The 19,878-nt window shown below is 39.0% G+C and carries 18 protein-coding genes; 14 read left to right on the top strand and 4 right to left on the bottom strand.

What is annotated here, in order from left to right:
* Window positions 1-137 precede the first annotated feature (137 nt).
* The 9 genes from nrdR (at window position 138) to V6260_RS13830 (ending at window position 9,146) form a co-directional block, all read left to right on the top strand.
* Window positions 138-587, top strand: a complete 450-nt coding sequence (nrdR, locus tag V6260_RS13790; protein WP_002961761.1) for a transcriptional regulator NrdR — start codon at window positions 138-140, stop codon at window positions 585-587.
* 2 nt (window positions 588-589) lie between these two features.
* Window positions 590-1,723: a bifunctional diaminohydroxyphosphoribosylaminopyrimidine deaminase/5-amino-6-(5-phosphoribosylamino)uracil reductase RibD gene (gene ribD, locus V6260_RS13795; protein ID WP_341594716.1), complete on the top strand. Its 1,134-nt coding sequence runs from the start codon at window positions 590-592 to the stop codon at window positions 1,721-1,723.
* 16 nt (window positions 1,724-1,739) lie between these two features.
* Entirely contained in the window at window positions 1,740-2,393 is a 654-nt protein-coding gene (locus V6260_RS13800; protein WP_341594717.1) for a riboflavin synthase, read from the top strand.
* A 29-nt stretch (window positions 2,394-2,422) separates the two neighbouring features.
* Window positions 2,423-3,535, top strand: a complete 1,113-nt coding sequence (ribBA, locus tag V6260_RS13805) for a bifunctional 3,4-dihydroxy-2-butanone-4-phosphate synthase/GTP cyclohydrolase II (protein ID WP_341594718.1) — start codon at window positions 2,423-2,425, stop codon at window positions 3,533-3,535.
* A gap of 100 nt (window positions 3,536-3,635) precedes the next feature.
* On the top strand, window positions 3,636-4,100 hold the full coding sequence (gene ribH, locus V6260_RS13810; protein ID WP_002961753.1) for a 6,7-dimethyl-8-ribityllumazine synthase: 465 nt from the start codon (window positions 3,636-3,638) through the stop codon (window positions 4,098-4,100).
* Between the two features lie 15 nt (window positions 4,101-4,115).
* Window positions 4,116-4,526 (top strand): transcription antitermination factor NusB, encoded by a 411-nt coding sequence (gene nusB, locus V6260_RS13815; protein ID WP_341594719.1) that lies wholly within the window; start codon window positions 4,116-4,118, stop codon window positions 4,524-4,526.
* Window positions 4,527-4,571: 45 nt separating this feature from the next.
* The gene (gene thiL, locus V6260_RS13820) at window positions 4,572-5,546 is read left to right on the top strand and encodes a thiamine-phosphate kinase (protein WP_341594720.1); all 975 of its coding nucleotides are present in this window, start codon (window positions 4,572-4,574) and stop codon (window positions 5,544-5,546) included.
* Window positions 5,543-6,028 (top strand): phosphatidylglycerophosphatase A, encoded by a 486-nt coding sequence (locus V6260_RS13825; protein ID WP_341594721.1) that lies wholly within the window; start codon window positions 5,543-5,545, stop codon window positions 6,026-6,028. Before thiL ends, V6260_RS13825 begins: the two co-directional genes overlap by 4 nt.
* A gap of 31 nt (window positions 6,029-6,059) precedes the next feature.
* Complete coding sequence (locus tag V6260_RS13830; RefSeq protein WP_341594722.1) at window positions 6,060-9,146, top strand: diguanylate cyclase domain-containing protein; 3,087 nt, start codon at window positions 6,060-6,062, stop codon at window positions 9,144-9,146.
* A 74-nt stretch (window positions 9,147-9,220) separates the two neighbouring features.
* Here the strand turns inward: V6260_RS13830 and dxs are convergent, their stop codons facing one another.
* The 3 genes from dxs to V6260_RS13845 form a co-directional block, all read right to left on the bottom strand.
* Complete coding sequence (gene dxs, locus V6260_RS13835) at window positions 9,221-11,083, bottom strand: 1-deoxy-D-xylulose-5-phosphate synthase (protein ID WP_341594723.1); 1,863 nt, start codon at window positions 11,081-11,083, stop codon at window positions 9,221-9,223.
* 105 nt (window positions 11,084-11,188) lie between these two features.
* The gene (gene ispA / locus V6260_RS13840) at window positions 11,189-12,076 is read right to left on the bottom strand and encodes a (2E,6E)-farnesyl diphosphate synthase (RefSeq protein ID WP_341594724.1); all 888 of its coding nucleotides are present in this window, start codon (window positions 12,074-12,076) and stop codon (window positions 11,189-11,191) included.
* A 2-nt stretch (window positions 12,077-12,078) separates the two neighbouring features.
* Complete coding sequence (locus tag V6260_RS13845; protein WP_341594725.1) at window positions 12,079-12,321, bottom strand: exodeoxyribonuclease VII small subunit; 243 nt, start codon at window positions 12,319-12,321, stop codon at window positions 12,079-12,081.
* A gap of 318 nt (window positions 12,322-12,639) precedes the next feature.
* On the opposite strand from V6260_RS13845, the gene pomA reads away from it, so the two are divergent.
* From pomA to V6260_RS13865, 4 genes are all read left to right on the top strand, one after another.
* Window positions 12,640-13,407, top strand: coding sequence for a flagellar motor protein PomA (pomA, locus tag V6260_RS13850; RefSeq protein ID WP_341594726.1), 768 nt, complete (start codon window positions 12,640-12,642; stop codon window positions 13,405-13,407).
* A gap of 2 nt (window positions 13,408-13,409) precedes the next feature.
* Window positions 13,410-14,333 (top strand): flagellar motor protein MotB, encoded by a 924-nt coding sequence (locus tag V6260_RS13855; protein ID WP_341594727.1) that lies wholly within the window; start codon window positions 13,410-13,412, stop codon window positions 14,331-14,333.
* A 157-nt stretch (window positions 14,334-14,490) separates the two neighbouring features.
* Window positions 14,491-14,979: a hypothetical protein gene (locus V6260_RS13860; RefSeq protein ID WP_341594728.1), complete on the top strand. Its 489-nt coding sequence runs from the start codon at window positions 14,491-14,493 to the stop codon at window positions 14,977-14,979.
* Between the two features lie 70 nt (window positions 14,980-15,049).
* The gene (locus tag V6260_RS13865; RefSeq protein WP_341594729.1) at window positions 15,050-16,975 is read left to right on the top strand and encodes a DNA topoisomerase III; all 1,926 of its coding nucleotides are present in this window, start codon (window positions 15,050-15,052) and stop codon (window positions 16,973-16,975) included.
* A gap of 25 nt (window positions 16,976-17,000) precedes the next feature.
* On the opposite strand, the gene V6260_RS13870 is transcribed toward V6260_RS13865, so the two are convergent.
* Window positions 17,001-18,311, bottom strand: a complete 1,311-nt coding sequence (locus V6260_RS13870; protein ID WP_341594730.1) for an amidohydrolase — start codon at window positions 18,309-18,311, stop codon at window positions 17,001-17,003.
* Window positions 18,312-18,424: 113 nt separating this feature from the next.
* Between V6260_RS13870 and V6260_RS13875 the strand changes: the two genes are divergently transcribed.
* Complete coding sequence (locus V6260_RS13875) at window positions 18,425-19,282, top strand: tetratricopeptide repeat protein (RefSeq protein WP_211000783.1); 858 nt, start codon at window positions 18,425-18,427, stop codon at window positions 19,280-19,282.
* The last annotated feature ends 596 nt before the right edge of the window (window positions 19,283-19,878 follow it).

Here is a 19,878-nt window from a genome sequence, read left to right on the forward strand (position 1 = left end):
CAAACCTCGAGCCGCGATTAAATCCCCCCTAGATAGAACAAATTTAATCCTGAAAGGTCAACAGGACCTATTTTTTTGCTAAGATAAAAGACCGCTATTTAGCGGTCTTTTTTGTTTTAAAACGGAAGTACCGAGCTATGCATTGCCCATTTTGTACCGCAAAAGATACTAAAGTTATTGATTCTCGCCTAGTCGGCGGAGGCCACCAAGTTCGCAGGCGCCGTGAGTGTAACGACTGCCACGAGCGCTTTACTACATTTGAAGGCGCTGAACTGGTTATGCCTCGTGTTATTAAACAAGACGGCAGCCGCGAACCATTTAACGAAGATAAATTATTAAATGGCTTAAATCGCGCACTCGAAAAACGTCCAGTGAGCACAGAGCAAGTAGATGAAGTGGTAAATATAATAAAATCGCAGTTGCGTGCTACAGGCGAGCGAGAAATTTCAAGCCATCTGGTGGGAGAATGCATTATGGAAGCCCTCAAAAAGCTCGATAAAGTAGCGTACGTAAGATTTGCTTCTGTTTATCGCTCGTTTGAAGACATACGCGAATTTGGCGAAGAAATTGCCCGTTTAGGGGAGTAACAATGCAAAGCCAAACTACTTTTACCGAACATGATGAAATGTATATGGCACGCGCCATAGAACTTGCCAAAAAAGGGCGATTTACTACAACGCCTAACCCTAATGTTGGCTGTGTATTAGTTAAAAATAATCAAATAATTGGTGAGGGTTTTCATCAATTAGCAGGTCAAGGTCATGCAGAAGTAAATGCACTGGCAATCGCTGGAAAAAATGCACAAGGTGCAACGGCCTATGTAACGCTTGAACCGTGTAGTCATTATGGCCGTACGCCACCGTGCGCTGAAGGCTTAAAAGCTGCCGGTGTGGTAAAAGTAATTGCCGCTATGGTTGATACAAACCCACAAGTTGCTGGCAAAGGCCTTAAAATATTGAGCGACGCGGGTATTGACGTTGCTTATGGGTTACTCGAATCACAAGCGCGAGCACTTAACGTTGGCTTTTTTAAGCGAATGGAACAAGGCTTACCTTATGTGACCTGTAAAATGGCAGCAAGCATAGATGGTAAAACAGCCCTTAAAAATGGGCAAAGTAAGTGGATCACAAGCCTTGTTGCTCGCCAAGACGTACAATTATACCGAGCGCAAAGCTGCGCTATTTTAACCGGTGCCGATACTGTGCTAGTAGACGATGCTAAACTTAATGTGCGGTTAAGTGAGTTACCATGCACACTACCTACTGATTTGCCGCTTCGCCAGCCCGTGCGTGTTATAATTGACTCTCAAAATCGCTTAACACCTGACCTTGCTTTATTTGAAATTCAAAGTGATGTAATTATATTTACGACTAAGGTTGATAAATCATTGCAATGGCCGCATTTTGTAAAGCATATTGAAGTTAGTGAAAGTAACGGTAAAGTTGATTTACAGGCTGTTTTAGAAAAGCTTGGGCAACTGCAGTTTAATAATGTTTGGCTTGAAGCTGGTGCAACACTTGCTGGTAAAATGACAGAGCTTAATTTAGTTGACGAGTTTGTTTTTTATTTAGCGCCTAAACTAATGGGCCATGATGCAAAAAGTTTAATTAACTTTCCTGAATTGACGAGTATGCAAAACACCGTTGATTTAACATTTAATGAATGTGCGCGCATTGGTGATGATTTACGTATCACCGCGTCAAAACTCATTAAAATCACTTAATAAAAAGAGTAGTGCTATGTTTACTGGGATAATAGAAGCCACAGGCAAAATTGCTTTATTACAAAAAAAACAAGGCGACTTAGCCATTCGTATCCAAAGTGCTGATCTTGATATGACAGACGTAAAGTTAGGTGACAGCATTGCAACCAATGGTGTTTGTTTAACTGTAGTTGATAAACATATTGATGGTTTTAGTGCGGATTTATCTAATGAGACGATTAGTTTGACTGGTTTTGCTCACTATGCTTTAGGGCAAACGGTGAATCTTGAAAAAGCCATGCAACCTGTTTCTCGTTTAGGCGGTCATTTAGTATCCGGCCATGTTGATGGTATCGCAACAATTATAAGTATTACAGCAAATGCCAGAGCAACAGAATATTGGCTTACAACTGACGAAAATTTAATGAAATACATTCCGTACAAAGGTTCCGTATGTATTGATGGTATAAGCCTGACAGTAAACGCTGTAGAGGGCAATAAATTCAAATTAACAATTGTCCCGCACACGAGTGAGCAAACCACAATTGCTCATTTTAAAGTAGGTACCCAAGTTAATTTAGAGGTAGATCAAATTGCACGTTATTTAGAGCGCCTTATAAAGGGTGCAGAGCAACCAACTGGCTCTGATATTTCGATGAGCTTACTCGCTAAAGCGGGTTTTATTAAATAACGAAACTGACAACTTACACGAGCAAATTTATGAATTTACACAGTGCGCAAGAAATCATTGACGATATTAAAGCCGGTAAAATGGTTATTTTAATGGATGATGAAGATAGAGAGAATGAAGGCGATTTAATAATAGCTGCTGAGCATATTAGCGCAGAAGCGATTAACTTCATGGCTACCCATGGCCGTGGTTTAATTTGTTTAACCATGACGCAAGAGCGTTGCGAGCAACTTGATTTACCGTTAATGGTTAAAAACAATGGTGCAGCATTTTCGACTAACTTTACAATGTCGATAGAAGCATCAAAAGGTGTTACGACGGGGATTTCTGCTGCAGATAGAGCGCGTACGGTACAAGCGGCTATTGCTAAAGGGGCAGTTCCTAGTGATATTGTGCAACCAGGGCATATTTTTCCTATCATGGCACAACCAGGCGGTGTATTAACTCGTGCAGGACACACTGAAGCTGGCTGTGATTTAGCACGTTTAGCTGGACTTGAAGCATCATCTGTTATTGTTGAAATACTTAATGCTGACGGCACTATGGCACGTCGCCCTGATTTAGAAGTTTTTGCGAAAGAGCACGATATTAAAATTGGCACCATTGCTGATTTAATCGAATACCGCAACTTAAACGAAACAACAATTGAGCAAGTAGCAAAATGTAAGTTACCAACTGTTCATGGTGAATTTGATTTAGTTACTTACAAAGACACAATTGACGGCCAATTACATTACGTATTGCTCAAAGGCGATATAAAAGATCAAGAGCCGACAAATGTACGTGTACATTTGCAAAGTACCTTTAACGATATTCTACTTTCAGACAGAAGTGCTGAGCGTAGCTGGGGTCTTTCTGAAGCAATGGCCTATATTGCTAAAAATGAAGGTGCTTTAGTTATTTTAGGTAAGCAAGAAAACACCGAAGAGTTAGAGGCAACTGTGAAAGCATTTGCTGCAGCTGATGCAGGCGAAAGCGTTACGCCACGTAAATTCAAAGGTACATCTCGTACTGTTGGCGTAGGTTCGCAAATACTTGCCAATCTTGGAATTAAACAAATGCGATTAATGAGCCGCCCTAAAAAGTACCATGCACTTTCGGGCTTTCATTTAGAAGTTGTTGATTACGTTGAGCCACAATAAGCATCAAGCTTAAACTAGGCTATTATTTTATTTTTATGGTATGATGCGCAGCAATTTTTGCGCAATCGCAACCGCTTGAACTTATTTTTAGGGTTATCAAATGAAAATTATTGAAGGTAATAAGTACGCTCCAGGCAAAAAATTTGCCATTGTCATTTCTCGTTTTAATGACTTTATTGGTAGCAGCCTCCTTGCAGGTGCTGTTGATGAGCTAAAACGCACTGGTGGCGTATCTGATGACGATATTACCGTTATTTATGTGCCAGGCGCGGTAGAATTACCTTTAGCGGCTAAACGCGTTGCGGCAAAAAAAGAGTATGATGCAATCATCGCATTAGGCGTAGTGATCAGAGGTGGTACACCACACTTTGACCTAGTTGCTGGCGAGTCAAACAAAGGTCTTGCGCAAGTATCACTTGAGTATGATATCCCGGTTGCATTTGGCGTATTAACCACAGAAAGCATTGAACAAGCAATTGAGCGTGCTGGCACCAAAATGGGCAATAAAGGCGGCGAAGCTGCTTTAGGCGCGCTTGAAATGGTTAATGTGTTAGATAAAATTTAAGTTTAAGGAATTTTTGTGAAACCAGCAGCAAGACGTAAAGCACGTATCTTAGCACTTCAAGCCGTTTATTCTTGGCAAATAAGTGGCAATTTAATTGCCGATATTGAACAACAAATGTTGATCGAAAATGATGTAACTAAAATTGATGTTGAATACTTTAAAGATTTAGCGACGGGTGTTGCTGTAAATTATAAGCAACTTGATGAGGCTGTATCTCCACATTTAACACGTCCGTTTGATGACTTAGATATGGTTGAACGCGCAATTTTACGTTTAAGTAGCTACGAGCTTAAGTTCCGTGAAGATGTACCTTATAAAGTGGCTATCAATGAAAGTATTGAGCTGGCCAAAATGTTTGGTGCTGAAGACAGCCATAAATTTGTAAACGGTGTACTTGATAAAGCTGTAAAGCATTTACGCAACTAAGCGAACCGTTAAGAGGAGAGCCGGCATAGGCCGGCTTTTTTGTGTATGAAGGAATTTGAATTAATTAATCGTTACTTTAAAGGTCGCGGTATCACCCGTCGTGATGTAAATTTAGGTATAGGGGATGATTGTGCCTTAGTCACCCTTCCTCAAAATTGCCAACTTGCCGTTACAACAGACACTCTTGTTGCTGGCGTACACTTTTTTGATGATATTTCTCCACGCGCATTAGGTCACCGAGCACTTGCTGTTAACTTGAGTGATCTAGCGGCAATGGGAGCTGAACCTACATGGGTTTCAGTTGCGTTAACTTTGCCAAGTATTGACCCACAGTGGATTGAAGAATTTACAGACGGGATGCATGAAATTGCTGAATACTTTAATGTACAAATTATTGGTGGTGATACTACACAAGGCCCATTAACTATTACCATATGCGCAAAAGGGACTGTGCCAGAAGGTACTGCACTGCGTCGTAGTGGGGCTAAAGTGGGTGATTGGATTTGTGTTACAGGTCCGCTGGGTGACGCTGGGCTTGCGATTGAATCTCGAAAACAAGGTATAAGCATTGAGCCAGAGCATTCAAAGTATTTAAATAAACGTTTTGATTTTCCAACCCCTCGAGTTGCTGCAGGGCAGGTATTACGAGGTCTTGCATCATCGGCTATTGATGTGTCGGATGGCTTAATCGCTGATTTAAGTCATATATTAGATATGTCACAAGTAAATGCAGTAGTGAATATTGAAAGTATTCCAACTTCAGATGCAATGCAAGCAAGCCTTGATTTTAATCAGCAGCTGCCATTTATCCTCAGTTACGGTGATGATTACGAGTTAATTTTTACGGTCCCCGATAGCAATAAAAGTATGTTAGATATAAAGCTACGCCAGTATGGTGTAGATGTAACATGCATTGGCCAAGTTAAAAGTGGCGATGGCCAAATTGAGCTTTTACATAACGGTGAAAAATTTGATTTTGAATCGCAAGGTTTTGAGCATTTTGCAAAGGAGCTGGTTTGAACAATAACCGCAAGTTTAATTTAAAGCGTCCACATCAGTTTTTTGGTCTGGGTTTTGGTACTGGATTAGCCCCTAAAGCGCCTGGTACATTTGGTACTTTTGCTGCACTGCCATTTATTTTTATAACTATGTATTATCCGTTATGGTTACAAATTGTGTTTGCAGTTGTGATCAGTATATTTGGCATATGGGCGTGTGGTAAAACGGCTGATGACTTAGGTGTGCACGATCATCCTGCAATTGTATGGGATGAAGTAGCTGGCTATTATATTACAATGATTGGTGCAGCACTTAGCTGGCAAACTCTACTCGTTGGTTTTTTATTGTTTCGTTTTTTTGATATAGCAAAACCTGGTCCAATCCGTATGCTGGATAAGCGTGTACATGGTGGTTTAGGTATTATGGCAGACGATGTATTAGCGGGTATTTTTTCGCTTATATGTTTACAAGCATTAATAAAAGTGGGCTTACTACCCTTTTAATTTTTAAGTTGTTTAACTAGGTGGCAGCATTATGATGCGATTTTTACTGATTTGTGTATTTATGCTTTGCGTGACACCAAGTTGGGCCTCAATTACAGATTATGTAGTTAAGCAATGGAATATTAAAGATGGCTTACCTTCGCAATCACTTAAGAGTGTTGTACAAGATCAGCAAGGGTATATGTGGCTGGGCACTCAGTTTGGTCTTAGCCGCTTTGATGGAACAACATTTACGAACTACAACACACAAAACAGTCCCTTTTTACCTAGCAACGGAATTAATAAGCTTTTAATCGATTCTAATGGCTTATTATGGATAGGGACTAAAAGTGGCTTAGTCGTTATTAATCCAACTACTTTCTCTGCGCAAGAGTTTAATATTAAAGGTCCAGTAAGGGATATTCTTGAGGACTCTAAAGGCAGTATATGGATTGCTGCCAATGGTTTATATTATGTAGATAGAGGACAAATAGATTTACGTACACAACAAAGTACTCCTTTAGCTATTATAAATGCTACCGTAATTACACAAATTGTTGGCTCTGTCAGCCAAATGGCACTTTCTCCTGAAGGTATTTGGCTGGTTAATGATCGTCATTTATTGCGTTTGACTAAAAGCTCATCTGATTTTTCTAAGCTACGTTTAGAGCTCACTGCAAAAATTTCGTTACCTGAGCGTTTAGCGCAGACTATAGTGCATGATTTATCATTTCTAAATGGTAACTTATATTTAGCCTCTGAGCTCGGTGCATACTTTTTAGATTTAGATGATGAACTAAGACCATTTCCACTTCCTAATACTAATAACTCTGCTGTGTATAAATTTATGAGCGATACCAATGGGGGGTTGTGGATTTCGACTTACGGACGTTTATTATTTAGAGATAAAACAGGTGAATGGCAATGGGTTGAGCCAAGTCAGTTAGATCAGAGTATCTGGTTTGCTGATATTTTTAGAGATGATAAAAATAATGTGTGGCTTGCAAGTTTTAGCGAAGGTTTATGGCTTGCTCACGAAGGGCGAGTTGAAAGGCACTCAGCAGTCTCTAAAATGACAGAATCAGTTATGGCTATTAGTCAAGCACCAGATGGGAAATTATGGGTTGCTAATAAAAGCGGTATTGGATATTTCGATTTAGATAAAAGTTTTATTAACTTAGTTCCAAGTAGTCAATATGGGCGTGCATCAGTTCACGATTTGCAATTTGATGGTGAGCGGTTATATATAGCAACGGGACGTGGTTTATTCGTTTTTGAAAATAATACGCTTTATACAGTCCCCGGGCGTGCGCTACGTGATAATCCTGTATTTGCAATAAGTGGTTCTAGTAAAGGTGGTTTTTGGATTGGAACAGGGCGAGGTTTATATCGTTTGAATTACGCTGGTTTGACACCTTTTGCTTATAATGCATTTTTAGGTAGCAAGTTTATTACCTACGTATTAGATAAAACCAATTTTGGTGTTATAGGCACAAGTAAAGGAGCTTATTACTTCACAGACAGAGGCATAGAAAAAATTGGCGATCAAACAACACTTGAAAGTGCTTATGTTACAAGTGTACTGCATATTGATGGAGTAGGTATTTTAATCGGCTCACTTAATGATGGGCTTTTTTATAGAAGTACCCAGGGGCAGTGGCGCCAATTAGATGCCGCAAATGGTTTACCTTACGGCTCAATTTTTAGTCTCGAATATGATGAAGAGCTCAAACACGTCTGGGTAAGTACTATGAAAGGCGTTTACAGAATGCCTGTTGAGCAATTTAAAACAGAAATAAAAAGTTTAAAAGTTGAAGAGGTGATCTCATCTTTTGATCGCCAACTTGATGGTAAAGCTAATCAATGTTGTAGTGGGCTTGGGCATGATGCGGTAGCAGACACAGGCAATTCCATTTGGTATCCAAGCTTACAAGGTGTGGTCGAAATACCTAAAAACGTTAAGCTATTTGGTGTACAAGCATTAAAACCAATGGTAGAAAAAATTACAACTCCGCTGCGAAACTTAACAACTGGGGCACTTGGTAAAAAGCCATTACTTGCAACCAATGAGCGTGATATTACCCTTACTTATACTGCTATTGATTATTATGCTCCTAAAAGTATTGAATTTAGGTATAAGTTGAGTGGCTTAGATAATGATTGGCGTTATGCTAATACACGTCGAGAGGCTATTTATACAAATTTACCCGCTGGTTCATTTTTATTTCAACTAGAAGCTAAACGTCAAGGTGAAGATTGGACTAAAGCACAAGAAGTAGAGTACGGTTTTGTAGTGCCTGAGCGCTTTGACGAAACTATTTATTTTAGGCTTTTAATTACCAGTGGTTTTATTTTACTTCTGTATCTTATTTTTTGGGTATTTAGGGCACAAGAGCGCAGAAAACAAGAAGCGTTAGAGGGGTTGATCACTGAGCGTACCTTAGAACTTCGCCAAGCTAATGATAAGTTAGGCCAAGTTAATTCGCAGCTTAAATTAGTTAGCCACTCAGATGAGCTAACAGGACTTCGTAGTCGTCGTTTTTTGTTTGATCAATTACCTAAAGATATTGAGCACTTCCAACGTAACTCACAATCACTGCAAGCCCAAGGTAAATCATTGGTATTGTTAATTATCAACTTTGATAACTTCAGTCGTATTAATGATGCATATGGCCCAATTGCAGGGGACAGTTGCTTACAACAAATGGCTGCGCTGTTAAATTCACGTACCCAAGGATCTGACTATGTAGCACGTTGGAGCGGTGATGAGTTTTTACTGTTATTACGTGATTTCAAATGCAGTAAAATAGATAATTATGTATCTGAATTATGTAGAGTTGTAGCGGAGTACTCGTTTCAATTACCGAATGGTAAAAGTACGAATATAACCATCTCTATTGGCTGGTCATTCTACCCATTACCATTATTAGGCGGGCAAGTAATTAGTTGGGAGACGTCTATTAACTTGGCTGATATAGCACTCCATCAAGTTAAGAAGCGTGGTGGTGATGGTGTTGCTAATATTACGTTTGATGAACAACTAGATGCATTTGAATTTGAACAAAATTCAAATATTGATCAGCAGCTAGGTATTTTACAAAGTAATGGCCTAGCTGATATTAAAGTGTGGATGCGCTGATCAGCAATATTTGACATTAAAAAAGGAGCCTAGGCTCCTTTTTTAATATGATCTACATTTAAATGTATAGGAAGTTAATTAATAAACGCTTTAATAGCGGTTAATATTCCTTGCTCGCCTAACCCCATTTCATCGTGCATCTCATCTTGCGTGCCGTGTTTAATAAACTCATCAGGAATACCTAAGTTAAGGATATTAATATCAGTTTTTTGCGTTGCTAAGTATTCGTTAACTGCAGAGCCGGCACCGCCAGCAATAGCATTATCTTCAAGCGTAACAATTACATCATGGCTAATTGCAAGCTCACTTAAAAGAGCAGTATCAAGAGGTTTAATAAAACGCATATTAACAAGCGTTGCATCTAATTCATCTGCAGCAAGATGTGCATTTTCAAGTAAGGTGCCAAATGATAAAATAGCAATTCTTCTGCCTTGCTTAATCGTATTTGCCTTACCTATTTCAAGCAATTGCATAGTGCTTTCAATGTCAGCAGTTCCAGCACTACCTCTTGGGTAACGAACAGCTACAGGACAATTTGCTTTATAGCCGGTGTATAGCATTTGGCGACATTCATTGGTATCGCTTGGTGCCATAATTACCATATTTGGAATGCAGCGCATAAAGCTTAAATCGTACGCACCTTGATGAGTTTCACCATCGGCTCCAACAATACCAGCGCGGTCAATGGCAAATAATACAGGTAAGTTTTGCAGTGCGACATCATGTATTAATTGGTCATACGCACGTTGTAAAAAACTCGAGTAAATAGCAACAACAGGTTTTAAACCTTCACAGGCAAAACCAGCAGCTAAAGTAACAGCATGCTGCTCTGCAATAGCCACATCAAAGTATTGATCTGGAAACTCTCTAGAAAAACGTACCATGCCTGAACCTTCGCGCATTGCAGGCGTGATAGCCATTAACTTGCTGTCTTGCTTTGCCATATCGCATAACCAATCACCGAATACTTTTGAAAAAGTAGCAGCACTAGGTTTAGATTTAGGCAGGCTAGTTGTGCTCGGATCGAATTTTGGTACACCATGGTAGCCAATAGGATCGGCTTCAGCCGGTTTGTAGCCCTTACCTTTTTGCGTTTTTATATGTAAAAGCTGTGGGCCTTTTAAGTTACGCATGTTACGTAATGTATCTACAAGCATGTTTACATCGTGCCCATCAATTGGGCCAATGTAATTTAGGCCTAATTCTTCAAAGAATGTACCCGGGATCACCATGCCTTTAATGTGCTCTTCCATTTTACTGGCAAGTTGCTTTACCGGAGGCACACCAGAGAGTAACTTTTTACTACCTTCACGAATGTTAGTATAAAAGCTACCTGATAAAATTCGAGCAAAGTGATTTGTCAATGCGCCAACATTTTCAGAAATTGACATTTCGTTATCATTTAAGATAATAAGCATGTCTGTTTTTACATCACCTAGGTGATTCATGGCTTCAAACGCCATACCTGCAGTGATTGCACCGTCACCAATAATAGCAACGGTTTTGCGTCCTTGATTTTCTTTTTGTGCAGCAATAGACATACCTAACGCAGCTGAAATAGAGGTGCTCGAATGACCTACGCTAAATGTATCATATTGGCTTTCATCGCGAAAAGGGAAAGGGTGTAAACCGTCTTTTTGACGAATAGTGTGCATTTGGTCGCGACGACCTGTAAGGATTTTATGTGGATAAGCTTGATGACCTACATCCCAAACTAGGCGATCGTCTGGAGTATTATAAACATAGTGCAGTGCAACAGTCAGTTCAACCGTTCCTAAACCTGATGCTAAATGGCCGCTACTTTGCGACACTGAGTTGAGTAAATAATCGCGTAACTCATTGCTAAGTGCAGTGAGTTTATCTTGCGCTAAATCACGCAATTGGCCTGGCTTGTCAACCAAATTAAGTAATGGATACTTGCTACTATCAAGTGTCATGATTTTATATATATCCTTCGCTAACATTAACTAAAACAAAGCGTTTGTGAGTAATTAATGTTGAGTAATAATGTCAGTGCTAATTGCAATACGCTAAAGCGGTTATTAATGGTCACGCTCAATAAGGTAATTTGCTAGCGACGCAAGAAGTGTTGTGTCAGCATCTATTTTTGCAAGCGCTTCGTGGGCTTGCTGTATTAAATTTTGCGCCTTTTCTTTAGCGCCTAGCATACCTAATAATGCTGGATATGTCGCTTTATTCGCGGCGATATCTGATCCCTGAGGCTTACCTAAAATAATTGTGTCGCCTTCAACATCTAAAATATCGTCGTGTACTTGAAATGCAAGCCCTATGGCATACCCAAAAGTATTCAGGTTTTCCAAAGTTTGCTCATCTACATTTTCGCTACACAATGCACCAAGTGTAATAGCACAATTAATAAGCGCACCAGTTTTAAGTTTGTGTATACGTTCAAGCTCTCGTACTGTTATTATTCTATCTGTCGCTGCTATGTCTAAACCTTGCCCTGAAACCATACCTTCGAGTCCTGATGCATGGGCTAACTGTGCGATCATTTTGACTTGCGTTTGCGTTGTACAGGTAAAATTATGTTTAGCTATAAGCTCAAAGGCAAGTGTTTGTAAAGCATCGCCCGCGAGAATAGCTTGGGCTTCACCATAAATTATATGGCAGGTAGGGCGACCTCTACGTAAATCATCATCGTCCATAGCTGGGAGATCGTCGTGTACTAACGAATAACTATGTACGCATTCAATCGCTGCTGCGAGTATATCTAGATCAGCCTTATTTGCACCTAGCATGCTCCCAGTTGTATATACTAAAAATGGACGTAACCTTTTGCCACCATTTAGTAAGCTATAATGAGTTGCTTCTTTTATTGTTTTGTCGCTATCGAGCGATTGTTCAAAGTAAAGGTTTAGTGTTGTTTCAACATCTATTTGAGCACGTTCAATATGTTCTTTAATGCTCACAATCATTCCATATCATTATCGAAGTTTGTAAGCATCGATTTTTCATTGTTCCCCATCAAGATAGACACTTTTTGTTCTGCTTGCTGTAATTTACCTGACGAAGCATTCGCTAATGCAATTCCGCGTTCAAATTGTTTTAGTGATTGCTCAAGCGATAAGTCACCTTGTTCCATGTCACTAACGATTGTAGACAACTCTTCTAGTGCTTGTTCGAAACTTAAGTTTTCAGGTTTTTTAGTCGCCATCTTTATTTCAGCTTACATAGTAAATTTAGACGTCAATTTTAAGGGGAATGCTAAACTAGGTCAAAGGATGATATTGGTTTTTTATCTTTAGAGCGTTAAATTATACTTAAATTGAGCCAATAAAGCCTCAAAAGAGGTCTAGTCAGTTAAAAAAAATTGATAATTAGGTTGCACATGTAACTTGATCTAAAATAGTGCTAGATGCTGCTTTTTATGTTTATCTATAAAATGGCTCAAGTAATTCAATATCTTGCCGATATACTGTAAATAATAAAAATTTATGATAAGGCCTTTGAACATGAAACCTCTGGAGGAAATGTGGATTTAGCAACCATTATAGGGATTTTGGGCGCAATTGGCTTAATTGTTATGTCCATGTTTATGAGTAGTAGCGGTGAAGTCGCTATGTTTTATAATACCCCATCTGTAGTTATTGTGTTTGGTGGCTCAATATTTATAGTATTATCAAATTACACCATGGGGCAGTTTTTTAGCATAGGTAAAGTTGCTGCTAAGGCATTTATGTTTAAAATTGAATCACCGGAAGAGCTAATTGAAAAAGCAGTAGAACTTGCTGATTCAGCACGAAAAGGTGGTTTTTTAGCTTTAGAAGAAGCTGAAATCCCTAACCAATTTATGCGCAAAGGTGTTGATATGTTAGTTGATGGACATGACGCAGATGTAGTTAGAGCAACACTACAAAAAGATATTACTTTAACATCAACACGTCATGAAATGGGGGCCGGTTTATTTAAAGCTATGGCTGACATCGCTCCAGCTATGGGGATGATTGGTACTCTTATAGGGTTGGTTGCAATGCTATCAAATATGGATGATCCAAAATCTATTGGTCCTTCTATGGCTGTCGCATTGTTAACTACTTTATACGGTGCGTTTTTAGCTAATGTCGTTGCTATACCAATTCAGGTTAAACTTGAGCTTCGTAAAGATGAAGAAGCCATGAATCAACGTTTAATTTTAGACGCAGTACTTGGAATTCAAGATGGTCAAAACCCTAAAGTAATTGAAGGTATATTAAAGAATTATCTGGCTGAGTCTAAACGTAAAGTGGATACCGAGGAGTAACCATGTCTGATCAAGAGTGCAAATGCCCACCCCCAGGGTTACCAGCATGGATGGGAACGTTTGCCGACTTAATGTCGCTGTTAATGTGCTTTTTTGTACTCTTGCTTGCTTTTTCCGAGATGGATGTTCTCAAATTTAAGCAGATAGCTGGCTCTATGAAGTTTGCCTTTGGCGTACAAAACAAAATTGAAGTAAAAGATATACCTAAAGGAACTTCGGTTATAGCTGTTGAATTTTCCCCGGGGAGGCCCGAGCCTACTCCAATTGAGACAATCCAACAGCAAACGACGGAAATGACTGAGCAAATATTAGAGTTTCAAGCTGGTGATGAAAACTCTGCAGGCGGGCGTCAAGAGCAAAGAGGTGATAAGCGTGGCGGAGAATCTAGAAGTACATCAAATGAAACTTCTTTAGATTCTGCTGCGTCAGAATCATCTAATCAAGAGCAGACTAATGAACTCGTTAAAAAAATAGCCCAGCAGCTTGAAAAACAAATAATTGATGGTGCAATAGAGCTTGAATCCTTGGGGCAACAAATAATTATTCGTATTCGTGAAAATGGTTCGTTCCCATCCGGGAGTGCTTTTTTACAACCTAAGTTTAGGCCTATTATCCAAGATATTGGAGCACTGTTAAAAGATGTCCCTGGGGAAATAACAGTATCTGGCCATACAGATGATTTTCAGGTGTCTAATGAGCTATATATAAACAACTGGGATCTTTCTTCTAAGCGTGCCGTCGCTGTTGCAAGTGAATTGCAAAAAGTACCTGGTTTTGATAAAGCACGGATGATGGTCGTAGGGAGGGCAGAAACGAGGCCGCTTGTGCCAAATGATTCAGATGAAGATCGTCGTCGTAATCGCCGAGTCGAAATTTCGATCCTTCAGGGTAAAGCAAAAGAATCAAAGCCTATTGATGTAAGATAAACCTACTTGGCAAGCAGGCTTATTTATCATAAAGTAATGTTTCTTTAACAAACGTAACGAAGTGACTCATGAAAAAGATAGATAAATTTAGTTATATGCCAGGTAACGGTAATGGGCAAGATGATGATGACAACAAAAAAGATAATTAAATAGTCCCATGCCCATATGGTTTGATAGTGGTATGAGGATACTTGAAAATAGCTGGTTCTTAATTCTAAGCCCAGCTATTTTTATATTTTATTTACGCAAAGATCATTTAGCTCTGCGTTTTGTGTTAATTACGGCTGCATTTTTTTTATACGGTACTCTTACTTATAGTGCTCTAAAAGATTTTGATGATGGCATATATTTGTATCGTTATGTTATTTGGGCGTGTAACGATCTTGCTTGGATGGCTTTGATTGCCTATTTAGGAATAAAAGATAAAATCTATTTGTGGCAGTGTGTTTTAGGTCAACTGGTTGTAGTTGGTGCTCCTATTCTTCAATTATTCAGATTAGTTGATCGTCATTTATGGGATCTTTCTTATAGTACATACATTTACAAAACCTTATTGCCGTTTATTAATATTGGTACCGTTATTGTTTGTTATCTTCCGTTTATCTATATCTTAATAAAAGACAAACATACCTCAACGAGCCAATAATCAGAAAAAGATCCCTCCTTTAAAATAGCTGTGCTAGACTACTGTTTATATAAACAGTGGTGAGCAGACTATGAAACTCTACATTGCGGAAAAACCTTCACTTGGACGCGCTATTGCTGATGCGTTACCAAAACCACATAAAAAACACGATGGCTATATAGAAGTCGCTAATGGTGATTGTGTCTCGTGGTGTATTGGTCATTTGCTCGAACAAGCAGAACCTGATGACTATGATGAGCGCTTTAAAAAGTGGCAGTTTGATCACTTACCCATAATACCTGAGCAGTGGAAGTTAAAAGCCAAGACCAAAACACGCAAACAGCTCACTATTTTAAAAAAATTAATTAAACAAGCTGCGCAGCTTATTCATGCTGGCGATCCAGACCGTGAAGGCCAGCTTCTGGTCGACCAAGTAATAGAAGAAGCTAAAATAAGTCAGGCTAAAAAGCAAAGTACGCAACGTTTACTCATTAGTGATTTAAACTTATCGGCGGTAAAGAAATCATTGGGCGCAATGCGTTCTAATCGAGATTTTATTCCGTTAAGTGTATCTGCATTAGCACGCTCTCGTGCGGATTGGTTATTTGGTATGAATTTAACGCGTGCATATACATTAGCTGGGCAAAAAGCAGGATTTGGTAATGTGCTTTCGGTAGGGCGGGTTCAAACCCCTATTTTAGGTCTTGTTGTTAATAGAGATAACGAAATAGCGAACTTTGTATCCAAGCCTTTTTATGATGTATTGGCGCACTTGCTCACTCCAGATAATCAACCATTCATAGCTAAGTGGGTTCCAAGCAAAGCATGTGAGCCACATCAAGATGAAGAAGGGCGAATACTTAACAAAGCCCTTGCAGAGAATGTTGCTTCACGTATTACAAAGCAAAGTGCTGAGCTTACTTCACTTGACCAAAAACAAAAAAGGCAAAGTGCTCCATTACCTTATAATTTATCTGCTCTGCAAATAGATGCCGCTAAAGCATTTGGTATGCCAGCTCAAAAAGTATTGGATATTTGCCAAATACTTTACGAACGTCATAAACTAATCACCTACCCACGCTCAGATAATCGTTATTTACCCAAAGATCACCACCAAGAAGCATCTGCTATTTTTAAGGCAATAAGTGCAAATGGTGGGCAAAGTAGTGAATTAGTAAACGGGGCTGACGCTAAAAAGCGTAGTAAATGTTTTAACGATTCAAAAGTAGCTGCCCATCATGCCATTGTGCCAACGGCAAAACAGTTAAAAACTGCAAACTTAGCTTCTGAAGAAACTAAAGTGTATCAGCTTATATGTAGGCATTATTTGATTCAGTTTTATCCAGACTACATTTATAACGAAACTAAAACTGAGATAACAATCGCTGGTGGTTTATTTAAAGCCAACGCAAAGCAAGATGTAAGCTTGGGTTTTAAGGTGTTAATGGGCAAAGGCGAGCTAAAAGATGAAGCAACCTTACCTCATTTAGCTAAAGGGATGGTGCTTGATTGTACTAAAGGTGAGGTTGTTGAAAAACATACTACACCTCCATCACATTTTACTGATGCAACCTTACTTGCGGCTATGACCGGAATTAGCCGTTACGTTAAAGACCCACAAATTAAAAAAGTATTAAAAGAGACCGATGGTTTAGGTACTGAGGCTACACGCGCAGGTATTATTGAACTGTTATTTAGACGTCGCTTTTTAAAGCGTGAAGGTAAGGCAATTAAAGCAACCGAAACCGGTTTGGCGCTTATTAGTGTTTTACCACAAGGCCTAGCAAGTCCCGACTTAACGGCTAAGTGGGAGTCGAGCTTAGGGGATATAGCGCAACAAGCAATGAGTTATCAGCAGTTTTTACAGCCATTACTTACTGACTTAAACGGGTTTGTTCAATTAGCAGCAAACTGCGATAGCAATGCATTTGCAAAGCTACCAAAAACTTCACCTAAAAAACGTTTTTCCAAACGTAGTAAAAAATCAAATTATAAAAAGAGCTCAGCAACTAGTTAATAGCTAAGCTCTTGAGTACTGCTTGTTAATTATTAAATAAAGCAACTGCAGCGTTACTCATCGCTTTTATACCTGTAGGTAGCGCCACTTTATAATCAGGTGCAAACTTACTTGAATGTAATGAAGGGAGTGTTTCGTTATTTTTCATCGCTTTTGCATATTGTTGTTGGTTAACTCCACCTAACCAAAATAAAGTAATAGGGATATTTTCATCTGTTCTGCCGTATAATCCAAAATCTTCACCTGCCATAACCGCTTTTGTTTCAAGTACATTAGTTGCGCCAATTGCATCAGCAATAGCACTTCTAACTATATTTGTTTGCTCTGGGTTATTGTAAGTGGATGGTATGGACTCATCTTCATGGACGTAAACAAAAGGGTAGAGTGACTCTTCAAGTCCAGCGCTTTGAGCAATACCCGCTGTAATACGTTTTATTGCCGCTATTTGAGCTGTACGAACCTCAGGATTGTAACTTCTTAAAGTAAGTTGTAGTTTTACTTCATCTGAAATTACATTATGTTTTGATCCACCATGAATAGAGCCAACAGTAATAACTGAAGGTTCAAGTGGAGAAAGCTCACGACTCGTAATTGTTTGAATTGCTAATACAGTGCGAGCAGCAATAACAACAGGGTCAACGGTAGTATGCGGGTAAGCGCCATGGCCGCCTTTACCTTTTATAGCAATATCTACTGAATCAACACTTGCCATAGTATACTCATTTTTCATTGATACCTTACCTGCAGGCACACTGGCACTTACGTGTAATGCAATGACGTGGTCGGGTTTTGCATATTTACTAAATAAACCTTCATTTAGCATTGCTTTTGCACCACCGCCTACTTCTTCTGCAGGTTGAGCAACCATCATTAATGTGCCTTGCCATTTATTTTTATGGGCAATAAGTTGCTCGGCTGTACCAATAAATGAGCTCATGTGAATATCGTGACCACAGCCATGCATAACACCTACATTAGCGCCGTGCTCATCTATAACTTTTACTTTAGACGCATACGCTTTACCAGTTTGCTCAACAATCGGTAAGCCATCTGTATCAGTGCGGATCATAATAGTAGGCCCGCTACCATTTTTATATATTCCAACCACACCAAAGCCACCTACGTTATCAGTTACATCAAAACCAAGCTTAGATAACTGAGAAGCTATTTTTTTTCCTGTTTCTTCTTCATGGTAAGAAAGCTCAGGAGATTGATGTAAATCGAGGTAAAACTTTTCTATAGCAGGCATCGTTTTTGATAAGTTTAAATCAAGTGGTTGCGCGTTTAGTATTGGACTTGCTAATAAAAATGCTGCACTTAAATAAGTAAATTTCATAGTTTCCCTCGTTGTTTAATATCTATACCAAGTGATTTATAGGTATATGACTTGTAATTATTATGTTCACCACCATATAAAAACCTAAATAAATGAATATGGCAATAAATTCAATGAGCAACATAGTTAGTATCAACGCACAAAATCTACAGCAAGTACTTGGTGAAACTTCACAGCAAAAGCTGGTTTTATTAAACTTCTACTCTCCGCAGAGTCCAGAATGCATTAGCCAATTATCAATACTGGATAAATTAGCGGGCGAATATACTGACTATATTGTAGTAGCAAACCTTGATTGTGATGCCGAGCAAGCATTAGCCTCTCAGTTAGCGCAACAAGTAGGGTTACAAACATTACCTACGCTTGTGCTATTAAAAGACTCTGCACCGGTTGATCTGTTAGCGGGAGCGCAAACCGAAAACCAAATAAGAGAATCACTAGGCAAGCATTTACCAGCTCAGCAAGATTTATTATTAGAGCAGGCTAAGCAAGCTTTATTAAAGTCAGACCTAAATGCTGCATTTAACTACGCAAAACAGGCCTATGAAATTGACAATAAGAATGCTCGCATAAAATTGGTGCTTGCAGACATATGTATTCAAATTCATAAATTAGATGATGCCCAAGCATTGATTGATACAATTGATGCACAAGAGCAAGATGCATACTTTCATAACATAAAGGCAAAATGCGAAGCAGCTATAGAGGCAACTGATTCTCCAGAAATAAAAGAAAAACAATCTCAAGTTGAAAAATACCCAAATGACTTAGAGTTAAAAGAAGAGCTAAGTATTTTACTCAATGAAGCAGGCAGAAAAGAAGAAGCATTGGATGTACTATTTAAAGTGCTGCAAAAAGATTTGAATTTCAATGAAGCAAAACCAAACTTTTTAGCCATTATTGCCTCTTTACCGGATGGCGATGCGCTTGCAGCAAAGTATCGTCGCAAGTTATATAGTATTTTATACTAGATTTTAATAACTGTTACTGTTGAGAAGCACCTATATAAGGTGCTTTTTTCATTTTTAAGGATTTAATTAAAAGCTTTAGCATGGGTTTACTATGTATAACCAAGAGTTATCAACAGGGTTTTGTGGGTAACTTGTGCTTATCGTGTGTGCTTGCTTGGGGCTTAATTTTAATTACTATTTTGTGTAAATAACGCTTGCGTAAGTATCGAATCTCCCTATAATGCGACCCCACTGAGACGGGAAACGCCGACGCATAGCAAGGCAGCAGCGGCTCAGAGAGTTAAGTAAAACTTCGGTTTTGAATCTTCTAAAAAGAAAGTTTAAAACAAAGTGTTGACTAGAAAAATAAAGGGTGTATTATTCGCATCCCTTGAGGCGCTAAAGCGACTCAAAACGTTCTTTAACAATATAAAGCAATCATCTGTGTGGGCACTCGTACAGATTGAGTTCTAACAGCCAAGCTACTTCGGTAGCGAGGCAAACAAATTAGAGTCTCAATTGAAACTGAGTGACCAACAGAATAATTACTTAGGTAGTTATTCAGCACAGTCAATTCAATATCGAAAGATATTAAATAAATTCAGAATTCATTGAGC

Source organism: Pseudoalteromonas aliena (assembly GCF_038155085.1).
Taxonomy (GTDB): domain Bacteria; phylum Pseudomonadota; class Gammaproteobacteria; order Enterobacterales; family Alteromonadaceae; genus Pseudoalteromonas; species Pseudoalteromonas aliena_A.